At 43.4% G+C, this 16,934-nt stretch carries 12 protein-coding genes; 11 read left to right on the forward strand and 1 reads right to left on the reverse strand.

Annotated features, from left to right (window positions below; all coding sequences use genetic code 11):
* The first annotated feature begins 273 nt into the window (after positions 1-273).
* From NC997_RS22910 to NC997_RS22955, 10 genes are all read left to right on the forward strand, one after another.
* Entirely contained in the window at positions 274-1,521 is a 1,248-nt protein-coding gene (locus NC997_RS22910; protein WP_190523827.1) for a nucleotidyltransferase family protein, read from the forward strand.
* Between the two features lie 309 nt (positions 1,522-1,830).
* Complete coding sequence (locus NC997_RS22915; RefSeq protein WP_190411527.1) at positions 1,831-2,292, forward strand: PqqD family protein; 462 nt, start codon at positions 1,831-1,833, stop codon at positions 2,290-2,292.
* A gap of 107 nt (positions 2,293-2,399) precedes the next feature.
* Positions 2,400-3,482, forward strand: a complete 1,083-nt coding sequence (locus tag NC997_RS22920) for a serine kinase (RefSeq protein WP_190523829.1) — start codon at positions 2,400-2,402, stop codon at positions 3,480-3,482.
* Between the two features lie 3 nt (positions 3,483-3,485).
* Positions 3,486-4,256, forward strand: coding sequence for a glycosyltransferase (locus NC997_RS22925; protein WP_190523832.1), 771 nt, complete (start codon positions 3,486-3,488; stop codon positions 4,254-4,256).
* 55 nt (positions 4,257-4,311) lie between these two features.
* The gene (locus NC997_RS22930; protein ID WP_190523835.1) at positions 4,312-5,019 is read left to right on the forward strand and encodes a glycosyltransferase family A protein; all 708 of its coding nucleotides are present in this window, start codon (positions 4,312-4,314) and stop codon (positions 5,017-5,019) included.
* Between the two features lie 8 nt (positions 5,020-5,027).
* Positions 5,028-5,918 carry an SDR family oxidoreductase gene (locus NC997_RS22935; protein ID WP_190523838.1) on the forward strand — a complete coding sequence of 297 codons (891 nt, stop codon included), beginning with the start codon at positions 5,028-5,030 and terminating at the stop codon, positions 5,916-5,918.
* Between the two features lie 76 nt (positions 5,919-5,994).
* Entirely contained in the window at positions 5,995-6,909 is a 915-nt protein-coding gene (locus NC997_RS22940; RefSeq protein WP_190523910.1) for an SMP-30/gluconolactonase/LRE family protein, read from the forward strand.
* A 45-nt stretch (positions 6,910-6,954) separates the two neighbouring features.
* Positions 6,955-8,076: a nucleotidyltransferase family protein gene (locus NC997_RS22945; protein ID WP_190523842.1), complete on the forward strand. Its 1,122-nt coding sequence runs from the start codon at positions 6,955-6,957 to the stop codon at positions 8,074-8,076.
* Positions 8,077-8,299: 223 nt separating this feature from the next.
* On the forward strand, positions 8,300-9,190 hold the full coding sequence (locus tag NC997_RS22950; RefSeq protein ID WP_190523845.1) for a M48 family metalloprotease: 891 nt from the start codon (positions 8,300-8,302) through the stop codon (positions 9,188-9,190).
* A gap of 80 nt (positions 9,191-9,270) precedes the next feature.
* Complete coding sequence (locus NC997_RS22955) at positions 9,271-10,026, forward strand: TIGR04283 family arsenosugar biosynthesis glycosyltransferase (RefSeq protein WP_190411518.1); 756 nt, start codon at positions 9,271-9,273, stop codon at positions 10,024-10,026.
* Positions 10,027-10,204: 178 nt separating this feature from the next.
* On the opposite strand, the gene NC997_RS22960 is transcribed toward NC997_RS22955, so the two are convergent.
* A complete protein-coding gene (locus NC997_RS22960) occupies positions 10,205-10,909 on the reverse strand; it encodes a DUF547 domain-containing protein (RefSeq protein WP_190523849.1) in 705 nt (234 codons plus the stop codon).
* 1,007 nt (positions 10,910-11,916) lie between these two features.
* On the opposite strand from NC997_RS22960, the gene NC997_RS22965 reads away from it, so the two are divergent.
* A complete protein-coding gene (locus NC997_RS22965; RefSeq protein ID WP_190523852.1) occupies positions 11,917-16,839 on the forward strand; it encodes a CHAT domain-containing protein in 4,923 nt (1,640 codons plus the stop codon).
* Positions 16,840-16,934 lie beyond the last annotated feature (95 nt).

Below are 16,934 nucleotides of genomic sequence, written 5' to 3' on the forward strand. Positions count from 1 at the left end.
GTGGTTAATGGTGTTCGTTTTTCACCTCACCCTAAAGGTAATTTCTTAAACCCTTGATTCGTCAGGGTTCTAAAATTTGGAGTTTCTCGTCTCGTGAAAATTTCGTGACGCTAGCATCGTACAAATACTGACAAAAACTAGAAATTACTAAATCTTTACTAAAATTCCCTATATTTTTATCAGAACTATACAAATAATGCCGTAGTTGTATATAAAAATTGATGAATTGTGAATATTACTACCAGACTTAGCTAAATTTAGTGGAGCCAGATATTGCAAACATTACTTGCTAAAGCTTCATCGGTAGGTACTCGCCCTGAAATCGAAGTGCTGCTAATCTGTGCCAGCACTCGGATGGAATTGGAAAGAGTTGAGCGGCTAGTCACTTTACTCCAGGAAAATCATATAGATTGGGCAGAACTGATGCAAATGGCGACTGAGCATAGGGTGATGCCACTTTTGTATTCGAACCTAAACAGCACCTGTCCGGAAGCGGTTCCGAAGAATATTCTGGCTAAGTTGCGGGCTGATTTTCAAACCCTCACGCGACGCAGCCTATTTTTGAGCGGCGAACTGGTTAGACTTGTGAATCTATTTGAAGCACAAGGAATTCCGGTTCTACCTTTCAAAGGTCCAGTATTAGCCGCTTCTGCCTACGGTAATTTGTTGAGAAGACAGTTCTGGGATTTAGACATTCTGGTGCAAGAAAGAGACATCGAAAGGGCAAAGGCGCTGTTTTTGTCTCAAGGATACCAGATGAAAATCGAGCGCATCGAAGTGACTCAAGAACAGGAAGCGGCTTTTGTGCGATCGCCTCATATTCATCAATTTGTACGCGAAGCCGCCTATCCATTTAGAAACCACCAGAAAGGAGTGTTGGTGGAACTGCACTGGGGAGTAATGCCAAAGTATTTTTCTTTTCCCATCGATTCTAAAGAATTGTGGGATGACCTAGAGCCAGTCTCCATTGCTGGAACGACAGTTCCCAACCTCTCGCCAGAGAATTCGTTGCTAACCATCTGCGGACACGGAACCAAAGACTGTTGGACGCAACTGGCAAGAATCTGCGACGTAGCCGAACTTATCCGCAGCCATCCGCAGCTAGATTGGGTCAAACTGATGCAGCAAGCTAGCGCTAAGGGCGGTCAGCGAATGTTGTTTCTAGGTTTAATGCTGGCACATCGTCTTCAGGGAACTGCCCTGCCAGATGATGTTTGGCAAAAGATTCAGGCTGACCCAGCGGTAGAATTGCTGGCGGCTGAAGTATGCGAACAGCTTTTCCGTTCGTCGGACGGATTTGTTAAAGACGGGACAACCACCCGCTTCCATTTAAAAGCCAGAGAACGCCTGATTGACAGGCTGCGGTACTCTCTGAAATTAGCAATCACTCCGACTACTACCGACTGGTTGCTACTACCTTTGGCGGAATTTCCAGCTTTCCTTTACTATTTGCTGCGACCACTCAGGCTAATAGGAGAGCAAATATTAAAAAGATTCAAGCTGAGTAAAAAAAACTTATGATTTTCATGCTTAAACTATAAAATTTATTCCTTAATCAAAATGGTAGTAAGTAAGGAATAAATCTTTTTCAATTTTAAACCGGATACATATTATGAGCTTTAAATTTAAACTAAATCAAAAGCTCATAATATGTATTGTTTGATAATTAATATTATTTAAAAGCGTTAGTTTATAATATAAGCGGAATCATTATAAAGTCTATAAATTTAGTAATAAACCTAATTGGTTATACCTTGACATTAGAATATCTCAAGGTTAGCTTAGGGTTAAGAAAAGCGAAACAAAGCTTGATAGTATAGCAAAAAAATCATGAATCATTCAGAGATATTTAAGGCGAATGCTCCTAAAGTTGTCCACGAAACGATTGATGGTGAAGTTGTAATCGTCAACTTGGATAAGGGAGATTATTATAGCTTAGTAAAAGTTGGGGCTGATATTTGGGAAGAAATTATTAAAGGTACTTCCAAAAGCAATATTATCCAAAAAATAATCCAGTGCTACGATGGCGATCGCCAAAATATTGAAAATACTGTCAATGATTTTATTGCCAGATTGCAGCAAGAAGAACTCATTACTCTTGATGGCACCGAAGATCCTAAAAATTTAAATATAGACAGCGCACCAAGCACCACAAACGACAATCCTGAAAAGCTGAGTTTTTCACCCCCAACTTTAGAAAAATATACAGATATGGAAGAATTGCTAGCTTTAGACCCCATTCACGAAGTGAATGAGGTGGTGGGCTGGCCTAATGTTAAAGTTGAAGCCTGATTGAATCAGCATTTGGCATCATTATCAGCAGCTTCAAGGTGTATTGGGAAGGGGCAGTCGTCAGGATTTGCCCCTAGGTTTCAGCTAATTCCTTAAGTTTTTTCAACATGATGACTAACGAGTTGGCATCTGAGATTGCCACTAAAACAGAAGCGAAAGACCCTTTAGCCTTTTTTAATACGGTTTATGAATTATACGAAAAAGCTGAAGCTGCATCTGGTTCTATTGACCGTTTTTATTGCTTAGGCGGGTTTAAAATTCGGTTGCGTTTTGCTGGTTCAGCTTTAATTTCCTACATGACACCTGCTTTAGGACATTTAGCTACAGAACCCGTTTCAGATCCAGCGCTGACAGTTTGTTTGTGGGATAGCGCCTCGACAAACACCGTAATGCCACCTCCACCTTGGCAAATAAATCATCATCATCCAAAGCGTGGGGAAATTATCGGGTTTACTAATGAGCGCATTCATACCAGTTTCCAATGGGGAGCGTTTGCGTTAAGTATTTTAGATAGCGATCGCAACCTGGGAATATATTGGGTTGAGACAACCGAACAACTTCCTTACTGGGAAGCAGGTTCTCCGCTACGGACAATTTTTAACGTCTGGATGAGTAAGCGGGGACTGCAACTGGTTCATGCGGGTGCAGTTGGAATGCCCAGTGGCGGCGTGTTGCTAGTCGGAAAAGGGGGGTCTGGTAAATCAACTACAGCTTTAACCTGCCTTAACTCTGAGCTTTTCTATGCCAGCGACGACTATAGTTTGATTACTTCCGACCCCACTCCAACTGTTTTTAGCATTTACAGCACTGGCAAAAAAAATGCCGATGATGTTCAAAGATTGCCGTTTCTCGCTAAGGCAATTAGCAATAGCGATCGCTTAGATTCGGAAAAAGCGCTTTATTTCATCAACGACCATTTTCCCGAAAAAATCTTGCCCAGTTTTCCGCTTCAAGCTATCTTAATCCCCCGCATTACTGGGGGAAGCAATACCACGTTGAAAGCTACCTCATCAGCGGCAGGATTGGCAGCACTTGTTCCTAGTACAATCCTGCAATTGCCCGGTGCAGGTAAGGAAGCTTGTGAGCTGATGACAAAAACTGTTAGCCAGCTACCTTGTTATTATCTAGAACTCGGCACTGACCTGAAGCAAATTCCTGAAGTCATTTTAAGCTTACTTTCAAAGCAATAGCCCATGAATAATAAGGAATTCTTCGTTAGTGCGATCGTCCCTGTCTATAACGGAGAACAGTTTCTAGCAGAAGCTATTCAAAATATCCTCAATCAAAACTATCAGCCTCTAGAAATCATTGTTGTTGACGATGGCTCAACAGATAAAACGGCGGAAGTTGCTGCTCGCTATAAAGATAGTATTCACTATGTTTATCAGCCTAATAGCGGGCCATCAGCAGCTCGTAACCGTGGTTTAAGGATGGCAAAAGGGGATGCGATCGCTTTTCTAGATGTCGACGACTTGTGGTCTGAAAATAACCTAAAATTGCAAACAGATTACTTAGTATATAACCCATCAGTAGAGATTGTTCAAGGATTAATCCAAAACCTGAAAATTTCTCAGTTGACACCAGAAGGTGCAATCTTTGAAAAACATTATCAGCCTTATAATTACATCAACTTGGGAAGTGCCCTTTATCGAAAATCCGTTTTTGATAAAATTGGCTTATTTGATGAAAGTTTAAGTTTTGCTGAAGATGTTGATTGGTTTGTAAGAGCCTGGGAAAATAGGGTGTCAAAGGTGGTGCTGGAACAGGTGACGCTTTTTTATCGAAGACACCAAGACAATATGACTGTGGGAAAAAATTTAATTGAATTGGGGTTTATTAAAATTTACAAGAAACATCTCGATCGGTGCAGGCAAAAAGGGCACTTTGCTAATAGTTCGCTACCAGGAATGCCTAAGATAAACGAATATCTGGGCGCGCCTCCGAATACGCCCAAATTTTTTTGATGAAGAGCTAATTAGACAGCAAATTTTAAAAAATCAAGTAGAAGGAGGTATCGGAATGGAAAATCATCTACTAATCAGTGTCATCATCCCAGTATATAACTGCGAGCGCTATTTAGCTGAAGCGATTGAAAGCGTACTAGCTCAAACCTATCAATCCATAGAAATTATTGTCGTAGACGATGGTTCAACCGATGGTAGTGCAGAAGTCGCAAAACGCTTTGGCTCATTAGTGCGATACTATTTTCAAACTAACAGTGGTAGTGCTGCTGCCCGCAATCACGGCATAGAATTATCACAAGGTAACTTCTTTGCTTTTCTCGATGCTGATGATTTGTGGGTAGAAGATAAACTGGCAAGTCAAATGACAGCTTTTGAAAGCGAACCTGAACTAGATCTAGTATTCGGATTAGTCGAACAGTTTTATAGCCCAGACTTAGAGGAGAGTATGAGGGCAAAAATCCACTGTCCTACTGAGTTAGTACCGGGACATATCCCCTCAGCCTTACTGATAAAACGAGATGCTTTTTTCCGTGTAGGCTCTTTTGAACCTAACTGGACTATAGCAGAATTTGCCAGTTGGTATGTGCGTGCTGTTGAGTTAAAACTTCGGATGAAGGTTTTACCATATTTGGTTGCAAAGCGACGTATTCATAAAAAAAATAAGGGAATTACAGAGCGCCAATTCCAAACTGAATATATTAAAATTCTTAAAGCTTCTCTTGACCGACGACGCGCCGCAGGTGATCGGGTAAACAACTCATAGTTATTGCCATGAAAATCAATTTTAAAATTCGTTTAAAAGCCGCCTTAAAATCCTTCATTAATCCATCTCTATCTATCCCTCCAAAGCCAATTATTCAGCTTCAAGAAGTAGAGCCTTCTAGGGTAATAGATAATCAACTGTTAGCAGGGAAAAATGTTTTGATAACTGGGGCTGGTAAAAATATTGGCAGAAGCATTGCCCTAGAGATGGCTAAACAAGGTGCAAATGTTTTTTTCACTGAAATTGATCGGGAAAGATGTGAAAAATTAGAACAAGAATTAACTAGCTATTCAGTTCAAGTTAAAAGTTTTCTTTCAAATATTACAAACAATGAAGATGTAGATGCTTTAAAAACTTTTTTTGTGCAGAGCAATATTACTATTGATATACTGATTAACAATGCAGGTATTCAATTTGAAACAATAGGCATAAAAAATCTAAATTTAGATGAATGGCATAAAACTTTTAATACAAATGTTTTCGGTCCCATGTATCTAACGAAGCTGATCTCAATCATGATGATAGATAAGCAAATTCAGGGAACTATTATATTTATTACTTCTTTACACCAAGAGACACTTGTACGTTGGCTTAGTTATAGTTCTTCAAAAGCTGCCTTAAAAATGATTATAGAAGAATTGGCTATCGACTTAGCAGCCTATGGGATCAGAGTGAACGGAATAGCTCCCGGTTGGGTAGCGGAAGATGACCAGGGAATTCCCCTCCCTCATAAATATACGCCGCTGCATCAAAGTTCAATAAGTCCTCGTTATATTGGTCGAGCGGCTGTTTATTTAGCCTCAGACTATTTTTCTAAATTTACTACGGGAACAGTGTTAAAGATTGATGCAGGACTATCATTATATAATTATCGTGTTAGCCAACATCCATCTCAGTAGAAGAACCATATTATTTTTTATTTTCTTACTTGGATTTGGCTTTTTCATAAGTGTATTCAGTCAAAATAAAAGAAAAATGTTTTTGCTAGAGAAATGGATAAAAACTCTATTAGCTTCTGGTTGTCTAAATGCAAAATCTCAATGTTTTAAAACTATTTTCCCTAAAAAAGTAAAGCTCGAACGGGTGGCAACCGGATTTAAATTTACTGAAGGACCCATTTGGTTTGCTGAAGAAAAGTATCTCCTCTTTAGTGATATTCCAGCTAACAAAATCTTTAAACTGACTCCCAGTAGTGACGTAACAGTCTTTAGAGAGCCTAGCCATAATTCCAATGGTTTGACTAGAGATAAGCAAGGACGACTCATTGCTTGTGAACACGGAACGCGCCGTGTCACCCGCATGGAAAAAGATGGTTTGATTACTGTCTTAGCTGAAAAATTTCAAGGTCAGAAACTGAATAGTCCCAACGATATTGTCGTGAAAAGTGACGGTGCTATCTACTTCACAGATCCGCCTTATGGCATCAAACCCGAACAGCAGGAACAACCAATCCAGGGGGTTTACCGCCTCTCTCCTGATGGCAAAGAAATTATTGTCGTAGCCGACGATTTTGATAAACCCAATGGGCTAGCATTTTCACCGGATGAAAAAAAGCTTTATATCGACGATTCTGAACGCCGTCATATTCGCGTGTTCGATGTTCAAGCTGACGGTAAACTTGCTAATAGCTGCATCTTTTACAATATTAATGGGAAAAGACCGGGTTTACCTGATGGGATGAAAGTAGACGTGCAAGGACATATCTACTGCACAGGTGCAGGAGGCGTGTGGGTTTTTGATCCAGAAGGGAATCATTTGGGAACAATTGTGACTCCGGAGGTGCCAGCGAATTGTGCTTGGGGAGATGATGATTTGCAAAGTCTTTATATTACTGCTGGCACTTCTGTTTACAAAATTCGAGTAAATGTTCCAGGCATCAAAGTGCCTTAATTGATTACCATCGTTTAAAATTTTCAATTACAAAAGATGCGTAAAATGAATCTATATAATAAGGATAGCTGTGACTGGCTTAATTCCGAGCAAAAATTGCTTTTGCGGGCAGCACTGTTGCAGGGAGAAGAGGCAATTGATTCTTGGAATCAATGGAAAGCATCTGCCGATATTGAGAATCTCGATGTAGAATCCTATCGATTGCTGCCTTTACTTTATCGCAACTTATCCGCACATGGCGTGACGGATCTGCATATGGCAAGACTGAAGGGAGTTTACCGACGCACATGGTGTGAAACCCAAGTTTTGTTGCAACAAATCGCAGCTATTATCAGTTGTTTTCAGAATGATGGTATCACAACAATGCTGCTCAAGGATGCAGCTTTGAATATACATTATTACAAAGATTATGGCTCCCGAATGATACATAATTTTGATCTTTTAGTTCATCCAACAGATGCTTTAGCAGCCATAAGTTTGTTACAAAAAATTGGCTGGAGAGCTAAAGAAAAAATACCAGTTAAAATTACGCCTTTCTCTCATAATCTAGGATTTGAGAATGAATTAAAACAACAGTTTAATCTTCGCTGGCATCTGTTCGCAGATGGTTTTCAAAAAGATGCTGAAAAATATTTCTGGGATAGTGCGATATTAACCAACCTGGATGACTTACCAACTTATGTTTTAAATCCTACCGAGCAGCTATTGTACGTTTGTGTATATGGAGGAATGAGTAATTTTGTTTTTCCAATTAGTCGGCTAGCTGATGCCGCAATACTTCTTAACTCATACCAATCAGAAATTGATTGGAACCGACTGGTAGCTTTAGCCCAAAACTACCGCTTAATTTTGCCCCTACAAAATGTATTGACGAAATTACATGAAATCCTAAATACGCCAATCCCTCTGTCGATTTTACAAGAAGTACAAAATATACCAATTTCTAAATTTGAGCGCAGCGAATATCAGCTCACGAGTAGACCAGAAAAATCAGTCCACGAGCGTTTGATAAGCAGATATCTACAATATTCAAGAGCAGTAAATACAGATAATTTTAAATTAAACTTTTTAGGTTTTCCTAGATATCTACAATATATCTGGGGTTTGGAACACTTATGGGAAGTTCCATTGCAAGCAATGATTCGGGGTATAAAAAGGCTCTGGTAAGAGCGATCGCTTTCACCTGAAAAGAGATGAAGAAAACCAGGGTTGGAAGCGATCGCCATCAATGCACTAGCAGATAACTATAAGCGTCTCCTAAAGCCCTTTACACATTTCCCTACCAGCCGGAAGAGGCAAGTCTCATACATGAGATAGAGCCTAGACACTCCAGAATCTGAGAACTTAAGAACAAATAAAGAAAATCTTCAACAACTGCTTTCTAATCATCATGTTTGGAAACCAAATTAAGACAGCAGCGTTGCTGGGACTCCTCAGCGGTCTTCTGGTTCTGGGTGGCTATTATCTGGTAGGCAACGAGCAGGGGCTATACCTAGGTCTGGCTTTTGCTGCATTCAGTAGTTTTAGCTCCTGGTACTATTCTGACCAAGCCGCCTTGATGGCGTATCGCGCCCAACCGCTAGAGCGTCAGGAGGCTCCAGAACTCTACGATATGGTAGCTTCTTTGAGCCAAAGGGCGGGGATTCCCATGCCGAAACTGTTTTCAGTGCCAACCAAATCCCCCAATGCTTTTGCAACCGGACGAGATCCGGATCATGCTTCTGTGGCAGTGACTCAAGGGATTATAGAATTACTCTCCCGCGAAGAACTTGAAGGTGTTTTGGCTCACGAACTTACCCACGTCAAAAACCGCGACACTTTAACTCAGGCAGTTGTAGGCACCATCGCTGGAGCGATTACTTTTGTCGGACGGATTCTCACTTTGGGAGCGCTCTACGGCCCTGTCACCCGCGATGACCGCCGAGGTGGAAACGCTTTGGGTGCCTTGTTTCTAATCGTTTTGGCTCCTATTACTGCGGCGCTAATCCAGTTTGCGATTTCCCGCACCAGGGAGTATTCTGCTGACTTGGGTTCGGCTGAAATCACGGGGAATCCTTTGGCGCTTGCCAGTGCGTTGGAGAAGCTTGAGGCAATGGGTCATCAGATTCCGATGAACGGCAATCCCACGATGTCGCCGCTACTGATTGTCAATCCTATCTCGACAAAAGGGTTGCAATCTCTTTTCCGTACCCATCCCCCGACTGAGGATCGGATTCGTCGTCTCGTAGAATTGGCTCAGCAACAAAAGCAACAAAAGCAAATGACTCCAGCAATCGCATAATGTGCAAGCAGTGCTGGTGATGCTTGATTTTAGCCGGTGGTAACGCCGGTTTTTTATTGAATGAGGATGCTAAACCGGAGATGTCTCGCGTTTCGATTATTATTCCCACGCTGAATGAGGCGACGTGCTTGGAACGCACGCTGCGCCAGTTGAATTTGCTAGATCCTCCAGCTTGGGAAGTGCTGGTGGTAGATGGGGGAAGTGACGATGAGACAGTTGCGATCGCCCAGCGGATCTTACAAGCGATCGCCCCGTCATCTCAAGCGCGTGTCCTCTGTTGTGATGTTCGCGGACGTTCAGTGCAGATGAACCGAGGCGCAGAGGCGGCGACGGGAGATATCCTGTGCTTCTTACACGCAGATACTTCGGTTCCAGATGATTTTGTGGCAGTGGTTGAGCAAACTTTAGCCGATCCATCTGTTGCTGGCGGCGGGTTTATTTCTTTGATGACAGGTTCCCAGACGACGCGCTGGGGAGTTTCGCTGCATAATTACCTCAAAACTTACTACGCGCCGCTGCTTTTCCGACCTCGTTTGTTTTTTCAGGGGTTGCGATTGTTATTTGGCGATCAGGTGATGTTTTGTCGTCGCGCCGATTTCTGGAAATGTGGCGGATTTGATCCGGCATTGCCAATTATGGAGGAAGCGGATTTGTGCCTGAAGTTGGTGCAACGAGGTCGGATTCGTCAAGTGAATCGAGTTGTGCAAAGTAGCGATCGCCGTGTGGCAAAATGGGGTTCGCTGAAGGCTACCGCGATATATCTCTACATCGGCTTTCTTTGGGGTATCGGCGTTGAAGCAACTTACCTGAAAAAGTTTTATGAGGAAATTCGCTAATTCGTTATTAGTTATAGAATCTGTTTAATTTCCCATAATAAAAGAACCCCACCCCCCAACCCCTCCCCGCTTGCGGGGAGGGGAGCCAGAGCCGCAGGCGTTGGCGGGGTGGGATTCCGGGGAGTGGGTAATTACTGAATTTGATATCAAAGTGCATCTGCTGTCGCTCAACTAACAACTAATAACTCTTTTTTTCATTCAGATTCCAGTCGTAATAGAGATAGGAAATCGGCGTTGAAGCGTCAAGAGGCACGTCGGTTTTTAAATACAAGCGGATGTATTCAGGAATTGAAGGTGCGACTTTCAGTAAATCGCTCTTGTACCACTTGAAAATTTTGCTACAGTAAAGCGTTCCCGTTTGGAAATCGTAGCGAACTTTATCGGGATTATTGATAAAACGGCTGGCGTCATCCTCTAACTGAGTCCGCACCGATTCCGGAAAGTATGCACCGTTTCGCAACAACGGACAACCGATGGATGCACAAACAAGGGCGAAGTGGATGAGGGGTTCGTCAAATTCGCGCCGGAGAATGTCATGTTCGATTTGATTGAGGCTGTAGCGCTTACCTGCAAAGGAATAGACGGGACGGATAAAGAACAACAGGAAGGCAATCCAGTTGGGAATTCCTAAAATCTTCGGTCGGATGGAGGGGATGGGATAGCGTTCTAGAACTTGATTGATCGCGATCGCATTATATAAATTCAGCCACAGCGCTAACCGTTCATCTAGGTTGGGATAATCCCCCAAATCTACTTCCTGCAAGGAATTCAGCCATTGTGAAAGCGCTTGCGATCGCTCTGAAGACCAAGCATGATAATCGACGCGACCTTCTAGATCCACGTATCGGCGCAGTAGCTCATCCCAAACTGTAAAGTCGATCATGGCTCAATACTTTCTCCGAGCGGACAAATCTAACCCCATATTAGAGTTACTCCCAAAACCCGCCAAGAAATAAATTTCTACAGCTTATATCCAAAGTTTTTTTTAATGGACTGAAATCTTTATCTAGTCAGTATGAGACTCCTATGCAAAAGGAATTTGGCTATTAGCCAGAGATTTTTATCTCTGGAGGTATTGCGACTGATGCAAGATGTGTGGTTCCCTATAAGTGAAGGAAGAACAACTAACCTTTCCTCTTCTTTTAGAGGATGTTTTGAAAGGTAGGGTTAGTTGGAAAAAAGCTCACAAAGCGGAAGCTGAAATTGCAAACATTAACACCACGCGCACGCGAATGACTAGCGCATATTAAGCGCAATCTAACGTGTGTTTATCTGGCGATTATCAAAGAATACTCGAAACATCGGAGGCTTTTATCTATATAGCTATTACTCGGATTATAACTGCATAACAAACATTGTCTTTGACTTATTTAAATTTTAAAGAAACCTTTCTTGGTTTGATGTTTACCAATCGCTTAAGTGTTCAACCCTTTATTTTTGGTAATTAATCTATAAAAATAGAAATCATAGGCAAACAATAAGTTTTATTATTAACAATTATTTAATTGATTAAAAGCTGATAAAAACATGGGTTAAGCTATCGAACAGTAAAAGTATCTCCTTGTAAGGGGTTCAAAATTTGCTCTGCTGCAAGGGACAAAAAAACCTTATAGTGCTTCTCGCTTGAGTGAAGCACACTCAAGCCCTAACTTCCAATAGAGTTCCTGGAATCGAGAAACGGGCTAATTTCAAAGCCTCTCTCTGATTTTAAAGAAAGAGCAAAACTTTACCGTATATACGTGAGAACGGCTATATTATTTTTCTTCTACCTAGAGTGCACCAAAAGAACTACTCACTGTACTTATAGCCTCGTAATAACGTCTCCTAATAACGACAAATAATTCGTTATCCGGCATCTGGAGAGCGAGAAATAATCAAAGGAAAAAATGCATGAATGTCTTTGAGTTCGAGATTACCATCCAGAGCAAATCCGGCGATAGTAGCTGGCCTATTGTTGTCAGGTGTAAGCAACCGGATGGACTAACCATCCATTCAAAAGAGACTCTTGAGCTAAGTCAGGATGACTTTAACGAACTCACTCAACAGCAAGAAAACGAGAGGGAATACGGCACCCTACTAGGCAAAGCCCTGTTTCGAGGGGCTGTCTATGACACCTTTGTTCGTGCCCTATCCAAGAGCAGTCAGGACTGTCGCCTGCGAATTTTGCTATCGATTGAAGCGGCTGACAACGACGAAGTGAAGACCTTGCATTGGGAAAGGCTGTGTGCTCCGATTGATGCCGACGAGGATTGGGATCTTTTAGCCCGCGACCAGCGCGTTCCCTTTTCCCTGTACATTCCCACTGTTATCGATCGCCGCTTTCCCCCGATTGGGCGGCGGGACTTGCGGGCACTGGTGCTGGTAGCGAGTCCCTCTAATATCGGTAAGTTTCAATTAGCACCTTTTGACGTTGAAGCTGTCTTATCTGGAGTCAAGGAAGCGCTTGGTGATATTCCTTACGAAATTTTGGCAAATGATGTTGCAGGTGCTATCGGACCCCCAACGCTACAAGAACTGTCTAAGCAACTGACTAACTCTAAGAAGCCATACACCTTGCTGCACTTTGTCGCCCACGGCAAGCTGATGGATAACGGAGAAACTGTTCTGTACTGGGCAAAAGCCGATAACCAAGTTCAGCCAGTGACTGGGGAAGAATTACTCTCAGAGTTGAAGAATATCGGTAATCATCAGAGGAGCTTACCTCACTTTGCCTTTCTCTGCACTTGCGAAAGTGCCGACCCCAGAGCAGAAGCAGGATTAGGGGGATTAGGTCAGCGATTGGTCAGAAATTTGGGGATGCCTGCTGTAGTAGCGATGACTCGCAAGGTGAGCGTAGAGACAGGCTTGGCTCTAGGACAGAGCTTTTATCGACGACTTAGAGAGTCCGGAGAGGTAGATACGGCGCTACAAGAGGCAACAGCCGGACTGGGAAAACGCCACGATATTGCTGTCCCAGCTCTGTTTAGCCGCTTGGGTGGGCGTCCCTTATTTAGCGATCGCCTTGACGATCGGGATTTAACTGACGAGGAAATCGACTATGGTATTGGCAAGCTGAGCCAACTCCTTCAAGAACGCGCCCCTCATGCCTCCGTACTCAAGGAGAGCTTTAAAAGGCAGGTAGAGACGCTCAACGGTACCAAAGGAGCCGAGTCACGCATAGCGAGTGAACAGCGCCAGCAGGCAATAGTAGAGATCGATAACCTGTGCGATCAAGTCCTGGAAATTAGCTTTGATGCTCTGGCAGCTTTAGGCAAAGAACCACCAGAATACAAGGCTGAGTGTCCTTTTCCGGGTCTATCTTCCTTTGCTGAGGAACAATACCATAAGTTCTTTTTTGGGCGCGATGAGCTGATTAGAGACTTACAAAAGGAACTGGCGAAGGATAATTTCTTAGCGGTTATCGGTGCTTCGGGCAGCGGCAAGTCATCAGTGGTACTAGCTGGACTGATTCCTAAGCTTAAACAGGAGCCAAGCCTACAGTCGGTTCGCATCACACCAAGCAACGAGCCGCTCAAACAATTAGAAATACTGTTAAAGGTATCCCAACAGCATTCGGTACTGGTGGTAGACCAATTTGAGGAACTGTTCACCCTCTGCGAGGATAAAGCCAATCGCCAAGAATTTATCGACAAGTTGTTACACCTTGCCTCCCGGCGGAAAGTTGTGATTACGATGCGGGCGGACTTTTTAGGAGAGTGTACCTTCTACCCCGAACTGAGAAAGCGGATTGAAACCCGACAAAAATTGGTTGGACCGATGGAACCTGCCGAACTAATTACAGCGATGAAGATGCAGGCAGATAGGGGAGGGTTGCGCTTTGAAACTGGCTTGAGCCACTCGATTCTCAATGATGTGCAAGGAGAGCCTGGGGCAATGCCACTGCTGCAATATGCGTTGCAGGAACTGTGGAAGCGGCGGCGGGGGCGCTGGATGTGCGATGAGGAGTACCAATCTATCGGTAGAGTTCACCAGGCGATCGCTAAAACTGCTGATGATTTTTACAATAGCCTCCCAGCTAAGCAACAAGAGCAAGTCCAGAATATTTTCTTGCGCTTAACTCGCTTGGATAAGAATGCCATCCAGGGAGAGAAGCGACGGGACACCCGCCAGCGAGTGGAACTAGAGGATTTGGTGCCGAGTGGGAGCAATCTGGCCCAGACGAAGAAGTTGGTACAGCAGCTAGCTGGTGAAGGGGTACGGCTAGTCGTCACCAGTCGGAACCAAACTACCGGGAAGGAAGAAGTAGAAGTCGCCCATGAAGCTTTAATCCGCTATTGGCCAACATTGAAGGAGTGGTTGAGCCAGAACCGCAGCGATTTGCAACTCCGAGAAACGATATGTCAGGCGGCAGAAGATTGGCACCAGCACCAAAAGCAACCAGACCAAGACAGCTATTTAATCCATCAGGGCGGAAGATTAGAAGATGCACAAGTGCTGTTGAAACAGCCCAAATTTGTGCATCTCAACCAAGAAGAAGCTGAATATGTCTTGGCTTGTTTGGAGCGGCGCGATCGCATCCGCAGGCAAGAAAAACAACGCAGACATCGCCTGCTTTTCGCCGCTGTCAGCTCAGCTTTTGTCTTTGCTGGATTTGCTATCTTTGCTGCATATCAGTGGCGGCAAGCAGACAGTGCGACGCAGGAAGCAAAAAATGCGAAGCAGCAAACAGAAAGTGCGAAGCAGCAAACAGAAATCGAGCGAATTCAGGCGTTAAGTACTTCCTCAGAAGCTCAGTTAGCAACAAATCAATTAGAAACATTGATCGGAAGTTTACAAGCTGCCAAAGGAGTTAAGAAACTGGGGCTGTCACAAACAACCTTAACGAATAAAGTCTTAACGAATAAAGTAATAGGCAGCCTGCAAAAAGTAACTTCTGAAGTCAGAGAACGCAATCGCTTAGAAGGACATACAGACTCAGTTATAGATGTCAGTTTTAGCCCAAATGGTCAAATGCTGGCGAGTACTGGAGATGATGGCACAGTTCGTTTGTCAGATTTACATGGCAATGAACTCTTTAAAAGTGAAGTTAGTAAAGAGCGAGTTAGAAGTGTCAAGTTTAGTCCTAAGGGTCAGATACTGGCAACTGGTGCTGAGGATGGGATTATAAAATTGTGGGATTTTAACGGAAAACTATTGACGAACTTTTCTAAGACGAAATTTCCTAAGCAGAAGAAGGGGGTATATAACATCACTTTCAGCCCTGATGGTAAGAAGATCGCTGCTGGTTCTGGGGATGGCATCGTTCTCTTATGGAGTTTGGAGGGAAATTCTTTGATTACATTTCCCGCTCATAATACTAATAGTAAAGTGTGGGGTATCAGTTTCAGTCCTGATGGTGAGAAGATCGCTACTAGTTCTGGAGATGGCACTGCCAAGTTGTGGGATTTGAACGGAACACTATTAAAGGAATTTAAAGGGCATAAAAATACGGTGTTTAGTGTCAATTTTAGTCCTGATGGTCAAAAACTTGCCACTGCCGCTATGGATGGTACTGCCAAGTTGTGGGATTTGAACGGAAAGGATTTGAAAGGAAAAGAGTTGAGAGCATTGTCAGGACATGAAGACTGGGTGTTTAGCGTCATTTTCAGTCCCGATGGCAAGCATCTCGCCACTGGTTCCAAGGACGGTGTTGTTCGCTACTGGGGTTTGAATGGAAAACTCTTGAAAGAATTTAAAGGGCATAAAAACTCAGTTAGAAGTGTTGTTTTCCGCCCAGATGGAAAGCTTTTAGCTACGGCTGGATACGACAACACTGTACGCTTGTGGGATTTGCAAGACCACCAGCAGTCCACTGATCTCAAAGGGCACGAAGGCACAGTCTGGAGCGTCAGTTTTAGCCCGGATGACGAAATCTTAGCGACTGCTGGAGCTGATGGCACTGTCCGCCTGTGGGATTATTTATCAGGCGAGCAGTTAGGGGAATTTAAAGGTCATAAAGGTGTAATTTGGAAGGTTACTTTTAGCCCGAAGGGCAAACTTTTAGCTACATCAGGAGAGGATAAGACCGCCCGCTTGTGGAGTGTATTTGGTAAGGAACGGAGACAATTCCAAGGCCATGAAGATGAAGTCTTAGGTTTGAACTTTAGCCCGGATGGTAAGTTTTTAGCAACCTCAGGAAAGGATGACACCGCCCGTTTGTGGGATTTGTCTGTTAAAAAAGAACTGCGAAAATTCAAAGGTCATATAGGTGACGTCCTAAGTGTCAGTTTTAGCCCGAAGGGCAAACTTTTAGCTACCGCAGGAAAGGATGGCATGGTACTAGCTACCGCAGGAGTGGATGGCATGGTTCGCTTGTGGAATTCATCAGGTCAGGAGATAGAAAAATTCCAAGCGCATCCAGAACCTATCACTAGCGTCATTTGGAGTAATGACGGACAAAAACTGGCTACAGGTAGTGGCGATGGCACTATTCGTTTGTGGGATTTGTCTGGTAAACAATTAAAGGAATTCAAAGGTCATATAGGTCCAGTACAGAAACTCCGTTGGAGTAAGGATGATAAGCTGCTAGCGACTGCTGGATCTGACTCAACCGCTCGTCTATGGGATGTATCCGGTCCACAGGTAGCCGTATTCAAAGGTCATAAAGGGGAGGTCAAGAGTATCGATTTTAGTCTCGATGGCAAGCTTCTAGCTACGAGTGGTCAAGATGGAACGGTTAAGTTGTGGCGAATTGAAGGATTAGATGAGCTGATGGTGCGGGGTTGCGCTTGGGTACACGACTATCTCAATAATCAAGATTCCAAACTTACGCTTAAAGAACGTCAGGTTTGTCATGGTATTAGCTCTGCTAATAATCCACCTAAACCTAACTGAGACATTGGCTACTGCCTAAAAATTTAAAAGCTGTGCGGGAGTTGTCCCACACAGCCGTTTACATAGTTGCGATAGTTGCGATAGTTGCGATCGCG

This window comes from Trichocoleus sp. DQ-A2, assembly GCF_039961915.1.
Taxonomy (GTDB): Bacteria; Cyanobacteriota; Cyanobacteriia; order Cyanobacteriales; family FACHB-T130; genus FACHB-T130.

Excerpts from the sequence above, each read along its gene's own strand:
- NC997_RS22915 (WP_190411527.1), top strand. The coding sequence starts at position 1,831 with ATGAATCATTCAGAGATATTTAAGGCGAATGCTCCTAAAGTTGTCCAC.
- NC997_RS22920 (WP_190523829.1), top strand. The coding sequence starts at position 2,400 with ATGATGACTAACGAGTTGGCATCTGAGATTGCCACTAAAACAGAAGCG.
- NC997_RS22925 (WP_190523832.1), top strand. The coding sequence starts at position 3,486 with ATGAATAATAAGGAATTCTTCGTTAGTGCGATCGTCCCTGTCTATAAC.
- NC997_RS22930 (WP_190523835.1), top strand. The coding sequence starts at position 4,312 with ATGGAAAATCATCTACTAATCAGTGTCATCATCCCAGTATATAACTGC.
- NC997_RS22935 (WP_190523838.1), top strand. The coding sequence starts at position 5,028 with ATGAAAATCAATTTTAAAATTCGTTTAAAAGCCGCCTTAAAATCCTTC.
- NC997_RS22940 (WP_190523910.1), top strand. The coding sequence starts at position 5,995 with ATGTTTTTGCTAGAGAAATGGATAAAAACTCTATTAGCTTCTGGTTGT.
- NC997_RS22945 (WP_190523842.1), top strand. The coding sequence starts at position 6,955 with ATGAATCTATATAATAAGGATAGCTGTGACTGGCTTAATTCCGAGCAA.
- NC997_RS22950 (WP_190523845.1), top strand. The coding sequence starts at position 8,300 with ATGTTTGGAAACCAAATTAAGACAGCAGCGTTGCTGGGACTCCTCAGC.
- NC997_RS22955 (WP_190411518.1), top strand. The coding sequence starts at position 9,271 with ATGTCTCGCGTTTCGATTATTATTCCCACGCTGAATGAGGCGACGTGC.
- NC997_RS22960 (WP_190523849.1), bottom strand. The coding sequence starts at position 10,909 with ATGATCGACTTTACAGTTTGGGATGAGCTACTGCGCCGATACGTGGAT.
- NC997_RS22965 (WP_190523852.1), top strand. The coding sequence starts at position 11,917 with ATGAATGTCTTTGAGTTCGAGATTACCATCCAGAGCAAATCCGGCGAT.